The 13,036-nt window shown below is 64.8% G+C and carries 14 protein-coding genes; 13 read left to right on the plus strand and 1 reads right to left on the minus strand.

Going from position 1 to position 13,036, the window contains the following annotated elements; genetic code table 11:
- Nucleotides 1-82 precede the first annotated feature (82 nt).
- From GDN70_RS11220 to GDN70_RS11250, 7 genes are all read left to right on the plus strand, one after another.
- Complete coding sequence (locus tag GDN70_RS11220; RefSeq protein WP_018319711.1) at nt 83-877, plus strand: thymidylate synthase; 795 nt, start codon at nt 83-85, stop codon at nt 875-877.
- Nucleotides 878-882: 5 nt separating this feature from the next.
- Nucleotides 883-1,368 carry a GNAT family N-acetyltransferase gene (locus tag GDN70_RS11225; RefSeq protein WP_152102520.1) on the plus strand — a complete coding sequence of 162 codons (486 nt, stop codon included), beginning with the start codon at nt 883-885 and terminating at the stop codon, nt 1,366-1,368.
- Complete coding sequence (locus GDN70_RS11230) at nt 1,368-1,877, plus strand: dihydrofolate reductase (RefSeq protein WP_095426100.1); 510 nt, start codon at nt 1,368-1,370, stop codon at nt 1,875-1,877. Before GDN70_RS11225 ends, GDN70_RS11230 begins: the two co-directional genes overlap by 1 nt.
- Before the next feature lie 152 nt (nt 1,878-2,029).
- The gene (hflK, locus tag GDN70_RS11235; protein WP_028145454.1) at nt 2,030-3,166 is read left to right on the plus strand and encodes an FtsH protease activity modulator HflK; all 1,137 of its coding nucleotides are present in this window, start codon (nt 2,030-2,032) and stop codon (nt 3,164-3,166) included.
- Nucleotides 3,163-4,059, plus strand: coding sequence for a protease modulator HflC (gene hflC / locus GDN70_RS11240; RefSeq protein WP_028145453.1), 897 nt, complete (start codon nt 3,163-3,165; stop codon nt 4,057-4,059). Before hflK ends, hflC begins: the two co-directional genes overlap by 4 nt.
- A gap of 72 nt (nt 4,060-4,131) precedes the next feature.
- Nucleotides 4,132-4,338, plus strand: a complete 207-nt coding sequence (locus GDN70_RS11245) for a DUF2065 domain-containing protein (RefSeq protein WP_028145452.1) — start codon at nt 4,132-4,134, stop codon at nt 4,336-4,338.
- Between the two features lie 141 nt (nt 4,339-4,479).
- Nucleotides 4,480-5,997 carry a Do family serine endopeptidase gene (locus GDN70_RS11250; RefSeq protein ID WP_028145451.1) on the plus strand — a complete coding sequence of 506 codons (1,518 nt, stop codon included), beginning with the start codon at nt 4,480-4,482 and terminating at the stop codon, nt 5,995-5,997.
- 135 nt (nt 5,998-6,132) lie between these two features.
- Here the strand turns inward: GDN70_RS11250 and serB are convergent, their stop codons facing one another.
- Nucleotides 6,133-7,038 (minus strand): phosphoserine phosphatase SerB, encoded by a 906-nt coding sequence (serB, locus tag GDN70_RS11255; protein WP_152102521.1) that lies wholly within the window; start codon nt 7,036-7,038, stop codon nt 6,133-6,135.
- 11 nt (nt 7,039-7,049) lie between these two features.
- Here serB and miaA point away from each other — a divergent pair, with 11 nt between their 5' ends.
- The 6 genes from miaA (at nt 7,050) to GDN70_RS11285 (ending at nt 12,923) form a co-directional block, all read left to right on the plus strand.
- A complete protein-coding gene (gene miaA / locus GDN70_RS11260) occupies nt 7,050-8,006 on the plus strand; it encodes a tRNA (adenosine(37)-N6)-dimethylallyltransferase MiaA (RefSeq protein ID WP_152102522.1) in 957 nt (318 codons plus the stop codon).
- Between the two features lie 329 nt (nt 8,007-8,335).
- Nucleotides 8,336-10,111 carry an acetolactate synthase 3 large subunit gene (locus GDN70_RS11265; RefSeq protein WP_028145448.1) on the plus strand — a complete coding sequence of 592 codons (1,776 nt, stop codon included), beginning with the start codon at nt 8,336-8,338 and terminating at the stop codon, nt 10,109-10,111.
- A gap of 24 nt (nt 10,112-10,135) precedes the next feature.
- Nucleotides 10,136-10,678, plus strand: coding sequence for an acetolactate synthase small subunit (gene ilvN, locus GDN70_RS11270; RefSeq protein WP_028145447.1), 543 nt, complete (start codon nt 10,136-10,138; stop codon nt 10,676-10,678).
- A 3-nt stretch (nt 10,679-10,681) separates the two neighbouring features.
- On the plus strand, nt 10,682-11,377 hold the full coding sequence (locus GDN70_RS11275) for a class I SAM-dependent methyltransferase (protein ID WP_028145446.1): 696 nt from the start codon (nt 10,682-10,684) through the stop codon (nt 11,375-11,377).
- Nucleotides 11,378-11,422: 45 nt separating this feature from the next.
- Nucleotides 11,423-12,313: an EamA family transporter gene (locus tag GDN70_RS11280; RefSeq protein WP_028145445.1), complete on the plus strand. Its 891-nt coding sequence runs from the start codon at nt 11,423-11,425 to the stop codon at nt 12,311-12,313.
- Nucleotides 12,314-12,320: 7 nt separating this feature from the next.
- A complete protein-coding gene (locus GDN70_RS11285) occupies nt 12,321-12,923 on the plus strand; it encodes a LysE family translocator (protein WP_028145444.1) in 603 nt (200 codons plus the stop codon).
- Nucleotides 12,924-13,036 lie beyond the last annotated feature (113 nt).

Here is a 13,036-nt window from a genome sequence, read left to right on the forward strand (position 1 = left end):
ATCGGAGCGGACAGCGAATCGCCGCTGTTGCAGCGCGGGGGCGGCCGCTAAGTTCGCCGGCTCCCCAAAGGCTCAGTCGCACATGCACCAGTATCAGGACCTGCTCGAGCGGATTCTTTCAGACGGCGCCGAAAAGACCGACCGGACCGGTACCGGCACGCTCTCGGTGTTCGGCCATCAGATGCGCTTCAATCTGTCGGCCGGCTTCCCGATGCTGACCACCAAGCGGCTGCCGCTGAAGGCGATCATCCACGAGCTGCTGTGGTTCCTGAAGGGCGACACCAACATCAAATATCTGCGCGATAACGGCGTCACCATCTGGGACGAATGGGCGGACGCCAATGGCGATCTCGGCCCGGTGTATGGTCATCAATGGCGCTCCTGGCCGGCGCCTGACGGCCGCAGCATCGACCAGATTGCGAACGTGGTCGATATGATCAAGCGCAATCCGGACTCGCGCCGCCTGATCGTCTCGGCGTGGAATCCAGCCGAGGTCGACAAGATGGCGCTGCCGCCATGCCATTGTCTGTTCCAGTTCTACGTCGCAGGCGGCAAGCTGTCCTGCCAGCTCTATCAGCGCTCGGCCGACGTCTTCCTCGGCGTGCCCTTCAACATCGCCTCCTATGCGCTGCTGACCATGATGGTGGCGCAGGTCACCGGCCTGAAGCCCGGCGACTTCGTGCATTCGTTCGGCGATACCCATCTCTATTCCAACCATCTGGAGCAGGCCCGGCTTCAGCTCACGCGCGCGCCGCGCGCGCTGCCGGTGATGCGGATCAATCCCGATGTGAAGGACATCTTCTCCTTCCGCTTTGAGGATTTCGAGCTCGTCGGCTACGACCCTCATCCGCACATCAAGGCGGAAGTCGCGGTTTAGCGCCGATGTCGCTCAACATCCGCCGTGTGCGCCCGGGCGAAGCCGGGCTCGTTCTCGCTTTCATCCGAGAACTCGCCGAATACGAAAAGCTCTCGCACGAGGTCGAGGCGACCGAGGCCGACATCGCTGACGCGCTGTTCGGCGAGAGACCGCAACTCTATTGCGCGATCGCCGAGTGGGACGGCGATCCGGTCGGCTTCGCGGTGTGGTTTGCGAATTTCTCCACATTCAGCGGCCGCCATGGCATCTATCTCGAAGATCTCTACGTGCGGCCGTCGCACCGGGGCAGGGGCCTCGGCAAGGCGCTGCTGGTCCATCTCGCCAAGGAATGCGTCGAGAACGGCTGGTCCCGCCTGCAATGGGCGGTGCTCGACTGGAACGCGCCGTCGATCGCGTTCTACAAATCGCTCGGCGCGGTCATGATGGAGGACTGGACGCTGTGCCGTGTCACCGGGCCGGCGCTGACGCGGCTTGCCGGGAGTGCGCCCTGATGGAGATCGTCTTCGTCGTCGCGATCGCGGAGAACGGCGTCATCGGCGCCGGCAACGCCATGCCGTGGCGCATGAAATCCGACATGGCGCGCTTCAAGGCGCTGACGATCGGCAAGCCCGTGGTCATGGGCCGCAAGACCTTCGAATCCTTGCCCCGGCCGCTGCGGGACCGCACCAACATCGTGATCACGCGCGATGCGGCCTATCGCGCCAACGGCGCCATTGTCACGACATCGGCCGCCGATGCCGGCGCGGTTGCGCTTGGCGACGCCCTGCGGCGTTCGGTCACCGAGATCGCGGTGATCGGCGGCGCCGAGATCTATCGGCAATGGCTCGATCGCGCCGATCGCCTCGAAGTCACCGAAGTGCACGCGCGCCCCGAAGGCGACACGCGTTTCGACATCGACAATGCGGAATGGGACGAGGTTGAACGTATCCGCCATGCTGCCGGCCCCGACGACAGCGCCGACTTCTCCTATGTGACATATCGTCGGCGGCGCGGCCATTAACCGCTTTCGTCAATGTTTACATTGACTTTTTCGTGCCCGAGCATAGCTCGGAAGACGGCACCGCTGCGTTGTAAGGGACTTGCCTGTCCCCTATAAAGCCGGACCGGACAAAGCGGGCGGGGGCAATTCCACCCTGCCGAGGAGAGCGTCGAATGCCGTGGAAGAATCAGGGCGGTGGCCCATGGGGCTCGGGTCCGAAGGGACCATGGGGCTCAGGCCCGCAACCGGTCGGGCCGAGGCCGCCGGATCTGGAAGACCTTCTGCGGCGCGGCCAGGACCGCCTCCAGCAGATCATGCCGGGCGGCTATTTCTCCGGCATCGGCATCACGCTGATCGTGCTGCTGATCGTCGCGTTCTGGCTGCTGTCGGGCTTCTTCCGCGTGCAGTCCGAAGAGCTCGGCGTCGTGCTGCGCTTCGGCAAGCATGTTCGCACCGTGCAGCCGGGCCTGAACTATCATCTGCCCTATCCGATCGAGACAGTGCTGCTGCCCAAGGCGCTGCGCGTCAACACCATCTCCATCGGCATGACGCTGATCGACGATCCGGCGCGGCGCGGCCGCTCCATTCGTGATGTGCCGGAAGAGAGCCTGATGCTGACCGGCGACGAGAACATCGTCGACGTCGACTTCACCGTGCTCTGGCGCATCAAGCCGGATGGCGTCGGCGACTTCCTCTTCAACATCCAGAATCCCGAAGGCACCGTGAAGGCGGTCTCCGAGAGCGCGATGCGCGAGGTGATCGGCCGCTCGCAGATCCAGCCGATCCTCACCGGCGCGCGCAACGTCACCGAGCAGGGCGTGCAGGAGCTGATCCAGAAGACTCTGGACAGCTACGGCGCCGGCATTCAGGTCAGCCAGGTGCAGATGCAGAAGGTCGATCCGCCGGCGCAGGTGATTGACGCCTTCCGCGACGTCCAGGCGGCGCGCGCCAATCTCGAGCAGTTGCAGAACGAGGCACAGACCTACGCCAACCAGGTGGTGCCGCAGGCGCGCGGACGCTCGGCGCAGATCATGCAAGCCGCCGAAGGTTACAAGGAGCAGGCGGTTGCCGAGGCCAAGGGCCAGAGCGCGCGCTTCCTGAAGGTGTACGAGGAATACAAGAAGGCGCCCGACGTGACGCGTGAACGGATCTATCTGGAGACGATGGAGCGCGTGCTCGGCGGCGCGGACAAGCTCGTCTATGACGGCGGGCCCTCGGGCCAGGGCATCGTGCCCTATCTGCCGCTCGGCGAACTGACGACCAAGCGGCCACCTACCACCGGTCCGCAGTCGAGCGGAGGTAGCCGATGAGGTCCCCGGTCACAGGTATCGTCACTCTGCTTGGGCTCCTGCTCGTCGTGATCGTCGGCTACATGTCGCTATTCACGGTGCAGCAGACCGAGCAGACCATCGTGCTGCAGTTCGGCCGGCCCGTCGACGTCGTCACCGCACCCGGCCTGCACTTCAAGGCGCCGTGGAATTCGGTGATCAACATCGACAAGCGGATTCTCGACCTGGAGAACCCGTCGCAGGAAGCGATCGCCTCCGATCAGAAGCGGCTCGTGGTCGACGCCTTCGCGCGCTACCGCATCAAGGACGCGCTGCGCTTCTATCAGAGCGTCGGTTCGATCCAGGCTGCCAACATCCAGCTCACCACGCTCCTGAACGCGGCGCTGCGCCGCGTGCTGGGCGAGGTCACCTTCATCAACGTGGTGCGCGACGACCGCGAGAAGCTGATGCAGCGCATCCGCGACCAGCTCGATCGCGAGGCCGACGGCTACGGCATCCAGGTCGTCGACGTCAGGATCCGCCGCGCCGACCTGCCGGAGCAGAACAGCCAGGCGGTCTATCAACGTATGAAGACGGAGCGCGAGCGCGAGGCGGCCGAGTTCCGCGCACAGGGCGGCCAGAAGGCCCAGGAGATCAAGTCCAAGGCCGATCGTGAGGCGACCGTCATCGTCGCGGAAGCGAATTCGCAGGCCGAGCAGACCCGGGGTGCGGGCGATGCCGAGCGCAACCGCCTGTTCGCCGAAGCCTACAGCAAGGATGCCGACTTCTTCGCCTTCTACCGGTCGATGACGGCCTACGAGAACGGGCTGAAGTCGAACGACACCCGCTTCCTGCTGCGGCCGGACTCGGATTTCTTCCGGTACTTCAGTAACCCGTCCGGCAAGACGGCGACCGAGACGCCGGCGAAGCCGTAAGCTAGACAAAGGGCGGCGGATCTCGCCGCCCTTCGTCCAGACAAGAACAGCATAACGGGAGGTTCCAATCCGATGAGGTCCATTGCGTTCGCCGACTTCCTCATCGGCTTGGGCATCCTGTTCGTGCTGGAAGGCTTGATGTTCGCGGCAAGTCCTAACTGGATGCGCAAGGCCATGAAGAGCGCCATCGCCACGCCGGACAACATCCTGCGGGCGGTCGGGATCGGTTCGGCCGTCGTCGGCCTGGTCCTGATCTGGGTTATGCGGCGCCCCATTTAGGCGTCGCGCCAACGCCAAAGTGAAGGCGACAGACCGGTTTTCGCCGTATTATCGGGGTTCTGAGGCCCGTTAAGCTCCGCGCTTGCGCCGTCCTCCCGTCAAGCGCAGTCTGGCGCCGAATCCCTCTCTCTGGAGATCACAATGACCGCTGCCACCATTGCCCCGTCCCGCTCGCGACTTGGTGTGCGAATTGGGCTGGCCGCGCTCGCCGTCGCTGCTTTCAGCGCGTTCGGCACGCCGGTCTATGCGCGCGGACCGGAGGGCATCGCCGACGTCGCCGAGAAGGTGATCGACGCGGTCGTCAACATCTCGACCTCGCAGACCGTCGAAGCCAAGGGCGGCGGCAGCAACGCCATGCCGCAATTGCCGCCCGGCTCGCCCTTCGAGGAGTTCTTCGACGACTTCTTCAAGAACCGCAAAGGTCCGGGCGGCAGCAGCAAGGGTGGCGAGCGCGGAGACGGCGGCCCGCCGCCGCGCAAGACCAACTCGCTCGGAAGCGGCTTCATCATCGACACATCAGGCGTCGTCGTCACCAACAACCACGTCATCGCGGATGCCGACGAGATCAACGTCATCCTCAACGACGGTACCAAGATCAAGGCCGAGCTGGTCGGTGTCGACAAGAAGACCGACCTTGCGGTGCTGAAGTTCAAGCCGACCAAGCCGCTGGTCGCGGTGAAGTTCGGCGATAGCGACAAGCTGCGTCTCGGCGACTGGGTGGTCGCGATCGGCAACCCGTTCAGCCTGGGCGGCACGGTGACGGCCGGCATCGTCTCGGCCAAGAACCGCGACATCTCCTCGGGTCCCTATGACAGCTACATCCAGACCGACGCATCCATCAACCGGGGCAATTCCGGCGGTCCGCTGTTCAACCTCGATGGCGACGTCATCGGCGTCAACACGCTGATCATCTCGCCCTCCGGCGGCTCGATCGGCATCGGCTTCGCCGTGCCCTCGAAGACGGTCGCGGGCGTCGTCGACCAGCTCCGTCAGTTCGGCGAGCTGCGCCGCGGCTGGTTAGGGGTGCGGATCCAGAGTGTTACCGACGAGATCGCCGAAAGCCTCAACATCAAGCCGGCGCGCGGCGCGCTGGTTGCGGGCGTCGACGACAAGGGCCCGGCCAAGCCGGCCGGCATCGAGCCGGGCGACGTCGTCGTCAAGTTCGACGGCAAGGACGTCAAGGATCCGAAGGACCTGTCCCGCGTCGTCGCCGATACGGCGGTCGGCAAGGAAGTCGACGTCATCATCATCCGCAAGGGCAAGGAAGAAACCAAGAAGGTCACGCTCGGCCGTCTCCAGGATCCCGAGAAGGTGCAGGCCGCGGTGAAGACCGACGAGCCCGCGCCCGAGAAGCTGGTGACGCAGAAGGCGCTCGGCCTTGATCTTGCGGCGCTGAACAAGGATCTGCGCACTCGCTACAAGATCAAGGAGAGCGTCAAGGGCGTGGTCGTCACCAATGTCGACGCCAATTCCGACGCCGCCGAGAAGCGCCTCTCCGCCGGCGACGTCATCGTCGAGGTGGCGCAGGAGGCCGTCTCCAGTGGCGCGGACATCCAGAAGCGGGTCGACCAGCTCAAGAAGGACGGCAAGAAGTCGGTGCTGCTGCTGGTGTCGAACGCCGACGGCGAGCTGCGGTTCGTTGCGCTGAGCGTGCAGTAGTCGCGGGGCCGGTGCCGTAGGGTGGGCAAAGCGAAAGCGTGCCCACCGTCTTTCCACCGCCGCAGCAAGAATGGTGGGCACGGCGCCAGGGCGCCTTTGCCCACCCTACGGCTGCCGAGCGCGCCGCGAGAGAGGCTACCCCTCCACGAACTCCTCCCGCCGATACCCCTGCGCATACAGCAGCGCGGTGAGATCGCCGTGGTCGATCCGGGCCGCAGCCGCAGCCGCCACGGCCGGCTTGGCGTGATAGGCGACGCCGAGCCCCGCGGCCTGGATCATGGCGAGATCATTGGCGCCGTCGCCGACCACGACCGAGTCGATGTCGTCGAGATCGAACGACTCCATCAGATCCACCAGCGTGGCGAGCTTTGCCGCGCGGCCCAGAATCGGCTCCTTCACCTCGCCGGTGAACTTGCCGTCGCGCACGACGAGCTCGTTGGCGCGGTTCTCCTGGAAGCCGATCTTGGCGGCGACTGCGGTCGTGAACAGCGTGAAGCCGCCGGAGACGAGGCAGGTATAGGCGCCGTGCGCGCGCATGGTCGCGACCAGCTCACGGCCGCCCGGGGTCAGCGTGATGCGCTTGGCCAGCACCTCGTCGACCACGCCGGCGGGCAGGTCCTTCAGCAGCGCCACGCGCTCGCGCAGCGCCGGCTCGAACTCGATCTCGCCGCGCATGGCGCGTTCGGTGATGGCGGCGACGTGGGCCTTCATCCCGACGAGATCGGCGAGCTCGTCGATGCATTCCTGGCCGATCATGGTGGAATCCATGTCGGCGAGAAAAAGCTTCTTGCGCCGGGCGCCGACTGGCTGCACGACGATGTCGACGGGCAGGTCGCCGCGAAGCTCACGGAGCCGCTCCTCGATGGCGTGACGGTCGCCTTCGAGGTTACTGTCGGCGCCGAAGGGAATGTCGACCGCAACCCCGTCGAACAGCCAGTGCGCGGGCGCCGCCTGGGGCAGCACGGCGCGGGCGCCATCGACGATGGTTGAGTCGAGCGCGGGATTGTCGGGGTTGCAGATCAGCGTGGCGACGAGGGACATTTGAGGTTTTCGTGAGCGAGGGGCAAGTCAGCAGAAGCCATGTTGGCAAGGCCGTGCTTATCGCAGGCCCGACCGCCAGCGGCAAGTCGGCGCTGGCGCTGGAGCTTGCCCTCAGCACGGGCGGGGTCGTCATCAACGCCGATTCCATGCAGGTCTATCGTGACCTGCGGATCATCACGGCGCGCCCCACACAAAGCGAGGAAGCGCGCGCGCCGCATCGCCTGTACGGTCATGTCGATGCAGCCGTGAATTTTTCGGCCGGCGCCTGGGTGAGTGATGCCGCCCAGGCGCTCGACGAGGCGAAAGCGGAAGGCCGTCTGCCGATCTTCATCGGCGGCACCGGGCTTTATTTCAAGACGCTGACGGCGGGGCTCTCCGTGGTGCCGCCAATTCCTGCCGAGATACGCGAGGACGTGCGCGCGCGGCTGGAACGCAACGGTGCGGAGGCGCTGCATGCGGAACTGGCGCGTCGTGATCCCAGTGCGGCCGGGCGATTGAACCTGCGTGACCGCACCCGGATCGCGCGCGCGCTCGAGGTGGTCGAGGCGACCGGCCGTTCGCTGCTCGACTGGCACCGGGAGGGCCAGCCGCCGCTGCTGCCGAAGGACAGTTTTCGCGCGGTGTTTCTCGCGCCCGAACGGGACGAGCTTTATGCCCGCATCGATGCCCGCTTCGACGCCATGCTGGGCGCCGGCGCGCTGAGGGAGGTCGAGCGGCTCGCCGCCAGGCATCTCGATCCGCTGCTGCCGGCGATGAAGGCTCATGGCGTGCCGGCCCTGATGCGGCATCTGCGCGGCGAGCTCAGCCTGGAGGACGCCGCAGGAATCGGCCGCGCCGACACCCGCCACTATGCCAAGCGGCAATTCACCTGGTTCCGGCACCAATTGCCTGAGTTCGAATGGGTGAAGCCCGGGGAGGCGAGGGGATGGCTCGTCGCCATCGTGAACGCGGCCCGGGACCCCGCCTGAGGCGCTTTTCTGTCCGGGTTCCCGAATTTACCTCTCGCCGAACCCGGGGAACACCGCTACACTTGCAAAATCGCGCGGGAACGGCCGCATCGCCTTGACATCCAGGCTTTGGCCGCTATGTTTCGCGCAACCTTTGGGAAGCCGGGCACCTGCCATGCGTAACATTATTACCAAACTCCTTATCGCCGTCGTACCCAGGCACACCGCCGGGGGTGGCTAGCTGCCATCCACATGACAGGCGGTGTGCATGGGCCCTCTTCGGGGCCTTTTTTATTTCCCGAACCCGACACGAACGAAGCCGCTGACAACAGCGCATCCGGAGCAAGCCAATGAGCGACAAGAGCCACGATCCGAACCAGATGACCGGCGCCGCGATGATCGTCCGCGCGCTCATCGATCACGGCGTGACCGACATTTTCGGCTATCCCGGCGGCGCGGTGCTTCCGATCTACGACGAGATCTTCCAGCAGAGCGAGGTCCAGCACATCCTGGTCCGCCACGAGCAGGGCGCGGGCCATGCCGCCGAAGGTTATGCGCGCTCGACCGGCAAGCCGGGCGTTGCGCTGGTGACCTCCGGCCCCGGCGCCACCAACATGGTGACGCCGCTCACCGACGCGCTGATGGACTCGATCCCGCTGGTCTGCATCTCCGGCCAGGTGCCGACGCATCTGATCGGCAACGACGCGTTCCAGGAATGCGACACCGTCGGCATCACGCGTCCCTGCACCAAGCACAATTGGCTGGTGCGCGACGTCAACGATCTCGCAAAAGTGCTGCACGAGGCGTTCTACGTTGCGACCACGGGCCGTCCCGGCCCCGTCTTGGTCGACGTTCCCAAGGACGTGCAGTTCGCGATTGGCACCTATCATCCGCCGCGCAAGTCCGACGTGCACCGCTCCTACGCGCCGCGCGTCAAGGGCGATGCGACCCAGATCCGCAAGGCCGTGGCGCTGCTCGCCCATGCCAAGCGCCCCGTGATCTACAGCGGCGGCGGCGTCATCAATTCCGGCCCCGAGGCGACCAGGCTGCTGCGCGAGCTGGTCGAGGTCACCGGCTTTCCGATCACCTCGACGCTGATGGGTCTCGGCGCATACCCTGCGTCGGGCAAGAACTGGCTCGGCATGCTCGGCATGCACGGCACCTACGAAGCCAACATGACGATGCATGATTGCGACGTCATGCTGTGCGTCGGCGCGCGTTTCGACGACCGCATCACCGGCCGCGTCGACGCGTTCTCGCCGGGCTCGAAGAAGATCCACATCGACATCGACCCGTCCTCGATCAACAAGAACATCCGCGTCGACGTGCCGATCATCGGCGATTGCGGCAACATCCTCGGCGACATCCTCCAGGTGTTCAAGGCGGAGGCGAAGAAGCCCGACATCAAGGCGTGGTGGCAGCAGATCGCGCAGTGGCGCGCCCGCAACTCGCTCTATTACAAGAAGAGCAACGACATCATCCTGCCGCAGCACGCGATCCAGAGCCTGTTCGAGGCGACGCGCGGCAAGGATACCTACATCACGACGGAAGTGGGCCAGCACCAGATGTGGGCGGCGCAGTTCTTCGGCTTCGAGGAGCCGCATCGCTGGATGACGTCGGGCGGTCTCGGCACCATGGGCTACGGCCTGCCGGCCGCGGTCGGCGTGCAGGTCGCCCATCCCGACAGCCTGGTCATCGACATCGCGGGCGATGCGTCGGTGCAGATGACGATGCAGGAGATGTCGACGGCGGTTCAGTACGAGCTGCCGATCAAGATCTTCATCCTGAACAACCAGTACATGGGCATGGTGCGGCAGTGGCAGCAGCTGCTCCATGGCAACCGGCTGTCGCATTCCTACTCGGAGGCGATGCCGGACTTCGTCAAGCTCGCGGAAGCCTATGGCGGCGTCGGCTTCCAGGTGCACAAGCCCGGCGATCTCGACGGTGCCATCCAGGAGATGATCTCGGTCAAGCGCCCGGTGCTGTTCGACTGCCGCGTCGCGTCGCTGGAAAACTGCTTCCCGATGATTCCGTCCGGCAAGGCGCACAACGAGATGCTGTTGCCGGAACAAGCCAACGACGAGGCCACCGCCAAGGCTTTCGCCGGCGGCAAGGCGCTGGTGTGACGCGAGACATTTGAGGGGACGACAATGAACCAGCCCGCATCCGCCTACTTCATCGAAGAGCGTCACGATCCGAACGAGACGCACACGCTTGCCGTGCTCGTGCAGAACGAGCCGGGCGTGCTCGCGCGTGTCATCGGCCTGTTTTCGGGCCGCGGCTACAACATCGAAAGCCTTACGGTCTCGGAGACCGAGGCCCAGAAGCACCTGTCGCGCATCACCATCGTCACCACGGGCACGCCGATGGTGATCGCGCAGATCAAGAACCAGCTCGACCGCATGATTCCGGTCTACCAGGTCGTCGACATGACCCAGACCCGGCGCTCGATCGAGCGGGAGCTGGCGATGGTGAAGGTGCGCGGGCAGGGCGAGCACCGGGTCGAGGCGCTCAGGCTCGCGGATGCGTTCCGCGCCCGGGTGATCGACGCAACGACCGAGAGCTTTGTGTTCGAGATCACAGGCAATACGGACAAGATCAATCAATATATCGACCTGATGCGCCCGCTCGGCCTCGTCGAGGTGTCGCGCACCGGTGTTGCCGCGATCGGCCGCGGGCCTGAAGGGATGTGAACCATGCTGGCGCGCGACTGGTACTATAACGAGCGGAACCGGATGGGGATCGAGCCCGCGGTGGCCTCGATCTACGACGCCCACGACGATGCCGATCTGCGGGCGCGCGCCGCGCTGAAAATGCTGGGAGTCCAGCGCGGCTGGCGCATCGCCGACATCGGCTGCGGCAACGGCGTGCTGGCGACCGAAGCCGCGCTGCTGGGTGCCGAGGTCGACGCCATCGACATCTCGCCGGCGATGCTGGCGCTTGCCGAGATCTACGCGCGTGATCGCAAGGCGCCCGTGCGCACCCAGTCCGCCGGCCTGCTCAGCTTCGCCTATCGGCCGGAATCCTACGATCTGATCGTCAGCGAATTCACGCTGCACCATTTGCCGGATTTCTGGAAGGCGGTCGCGATGTCGCGAATTTTTCGCGCGCTCAAGCCGGGCGCGAGCTTTTATTTGCGCGATATCGTCTATGCCTCCATGCCCGACGCGATCGAGCGCGACGTGGAGCAATGGGCCGACTACCACATCAAGAACCACGATTTTTCGCGCGAGGGCGTGGTGATGCATATGCGCGACGAATATTCCACCTTCGGCTGGGTGATGGAGCGGATGCTGACCGATGTCGGTTTCACGCTGGTCTCGGCCGATTACCACGCACCGATGCACGGCACGTATCTGCTGCGCAAACCAAGAGCCGGCGAGCAAGGCTAGACGACAACAACAGGGCTGCACGACAGGGCAGAACCGAGAACAACAATGAAGCCGGCCGATATCCTCATCGCCATCCTGGTGGCGATCATCTGGGGGCTTGCCTTCGTGGCAAGCCGGATCGCGCTCGACGAGTTTTCGCCGGAACTGATGACCGCGATGCGCTTTTCCATCGCCGCGCTGCCGTGCCTGTTCATCCCCAAGCCGAAAGTCGCATGGTCGCTTTTGATCGCGATCAGCTTCACGTTGTTCCTCGGTCAATTCCTAAGCCAGGCCTATGGTATCGCCCATGGCGTGCCCGTGGGACTGACCAGCGTCGTGGTGCAGAGCCAGGCCCTGTTCACCATCGGATTTGCCGCGATCGCCTTCGGCGAACGGCCGACGCCGGTCCAGACGCTCGGCATCGTCATCGCGGCGATCGGCCTGCTCATGATCTGCGGCACGGTCGGTTATGATTTCAGTGTCGCTGCATTTGCGGTGCTGATGATCGCTCCGATCTGCTTTGCCGTCGGCAATCTCCTGCTGCGCGGCGCCCGCGGCGCGCCGATGTTCGATTTGTTTGCCTGGCTCTGCCTCACCGCCGCGTTGCCGCTGTTCGCGCTTGCACTGGTCGTCAACGGGCCAATGCCGACCTTCGAGTCGCTGATCCACATGTCGCTGACCGGCTTGATCTGCCTGCTGGTGATCGGCGCCATCTCGACCAGCATCGCCTATTGGCTCTGGGGCCGGCTGCTGCGCGACTATCCCGCCGCGCAAGTGGTGCCGTTCGCGCTGCTGGTCCCGTTCGTCGGCTCGGCCGCCTCCAGCATCGTGTTCGGCGAGCGGTTCGGACCCTTGCGGCTTGCCGGCATGCTGACCGTGATCGGCGGTATCGCGGTGATGGTGCTGGCGAAGCGGCCCAAGGCGTTACCCGAAGAACCGTTGCCGAAGACGGCGTGAGGTGAGCATGTCCCAGTCGCTGTTCTACGCCTTCCTGATCTTCATGGTCGTGATGTATTTCACGCCCGGGCCGAACAACATCATGCTGCTGTCCTCGGGCCTGACCTACGGCTTCCGCCGCACCATCCCCCACATTGTCGGCGTCGTCATCGGCTTCGCCTTCATGATCGCCGCCGTCGGCCTCGGGCTCGGCTCGGTGTTCCTGGCCTACCCGATCCTCCAGACTCTCCTGAAATATGCCGGCGCGGCCTATCTCGTTTATCTTGCTGCCGTGATTGCCATGTCCGGCCCGACCAAGCCGGGTGAAGGTGATGGTCGCCGTCCGATGACCTTCTGGGGCGCAGCCATGTTCCAGTGGATCAATGCCAAGGGCTGGGTGATCGTGATCGGCACCATGACCGCCTTTGCGGCCATCGCCCAATTCCCGCTCAACATCGCGATCCAGACCCTGATCAGCCTGCTGGTGGGGTCAGTGTCGTGCGTGGTCTGGGCGCTGTTCGGTACCGCGTTGCGGCCGGTCCTGACCTCCGAGCGGCTGGTCCGCGCCTTCAATATCCTGATGGCGATCCTGCTGCTGGTCTCCCTCTACCCCGTCTTCATGGATGCATGATGCCGCAGTTTTCCATGCAGAAACGGGTTTCCCAGGGGGCTGAAAATGCTCTAGACAGCCCCCGAAATCCGCAAATTTCACTGCCAAGACCTGACCAACGGCCGATTCTGGCC

The sequence above is a fragment of the Bradyrhizobium sp. TM102 genome, from assembly GCF_009176685.1.
Taxonomy (GTDB): Bacteria; Pseudomonadota; Alphaproteobacteria; order Rhizobiales; family Xanthobacteraceae; genus Bradyrhizobium; species Bradyrhizobium ottawaense.

What these genes read in the sequence shown, in the direction of transcription:
- GDN70_RS11285 (WP_028145444.1), top strand. Translation starts at nt 12,321, where the DNA reads ATGTCCCAGTCGCTGTTCTACGCCTTCCTGATCTTCATGGTCGTGATG.
- GDN70_RS11230 (WP_095426100.1), top strand. Translation starts at nt 1,368, where the DNA reads ATGGAGATCGTCTTCGTCGTCGCGATCGCGGAGAACGGCGTCATCGGC.
- GDN70_RS11250 (WP_028145451.1), top strand. Translation starts at nt 4,480, where the DNA reads ATGACCGCTGCCACCATTGCCCCGTCCCGCTCGCGACTTGGTGTGCGA.
- GDN70_RS11225 (WP_152102520.1), top strand. Translation starts at nt 883, where the DNA reads ATGTCGCTCAACATCCGCCGTGTGCGCCCGGGCGAAGCCGGGCTCGTT.
- GDN70_RS11275 (WP_028145446.1), top strand. Translation starts at nt 10,682, where the DNA reads ATGCTGGCGCGCGACTGGTACTATAACGAGCGGAACCGGATGGGGATC.
- GDN70_RS11245 (WP_028145452.1), top strand. Translation starts at nt 4,132, where the DNA reads ATGAGGTCCATTGCGTTCGCCGACTTCCTCATCGGCTTGGGCATCCTG.
- hflK (WP_028145454.1), top strand. Translation starts at nt 2,030, where the DNA reads ATGCCGTGGAAGAATCAGGGCGGTGGCCCATGGGGCTCGGGTCCGAAG.
- GDN70_RS11280 (WP_028145445.1), top strand. Translation starts at nt 11,423, where the DNA reads ATGAAGCCGGCCGATATCCTCATCGCCATCCTGGTGGCGATCATCTGG.
- GDN70_RS11220 (WP_018319711.1), top strand. Translation starts at nt 83, where the DNA reads ATGCACCAGTATCAGGACCTGCTCGAGCGGATTCTTTCAGACGGCGCC.
- serB (WP_152102521.1), bottom strand. Translation starts at nt 7,038, where the DNA reads ATGTCCCTCGTCGCCACGCTGATCTGCAACCCCGACAATCCCGCGCTC.
- hflC (WP_028145453.1), top strand. Translation starts at nt 3,163, where the DNA reads ATGAGGTCCCCGGTCACAGGTATCGTCACTCTGCTTGGGCTCCTGCTC.
- ilvN (WP_028145447.1), top strand. Translation starts at nt 10,136, where the DNA reads ATGAACCAGCCCGCATCCGCCTACTTCATCGAAGAGCGTCACGATCCG.
- GDN70_RS11265 (WP_028145448.1), top strand. Translation starts at nt 8,336, where the DNA reads ATGAGCGACAAGAGCCACGATCCGAACCAGATGACCGGCGCCGCGATG.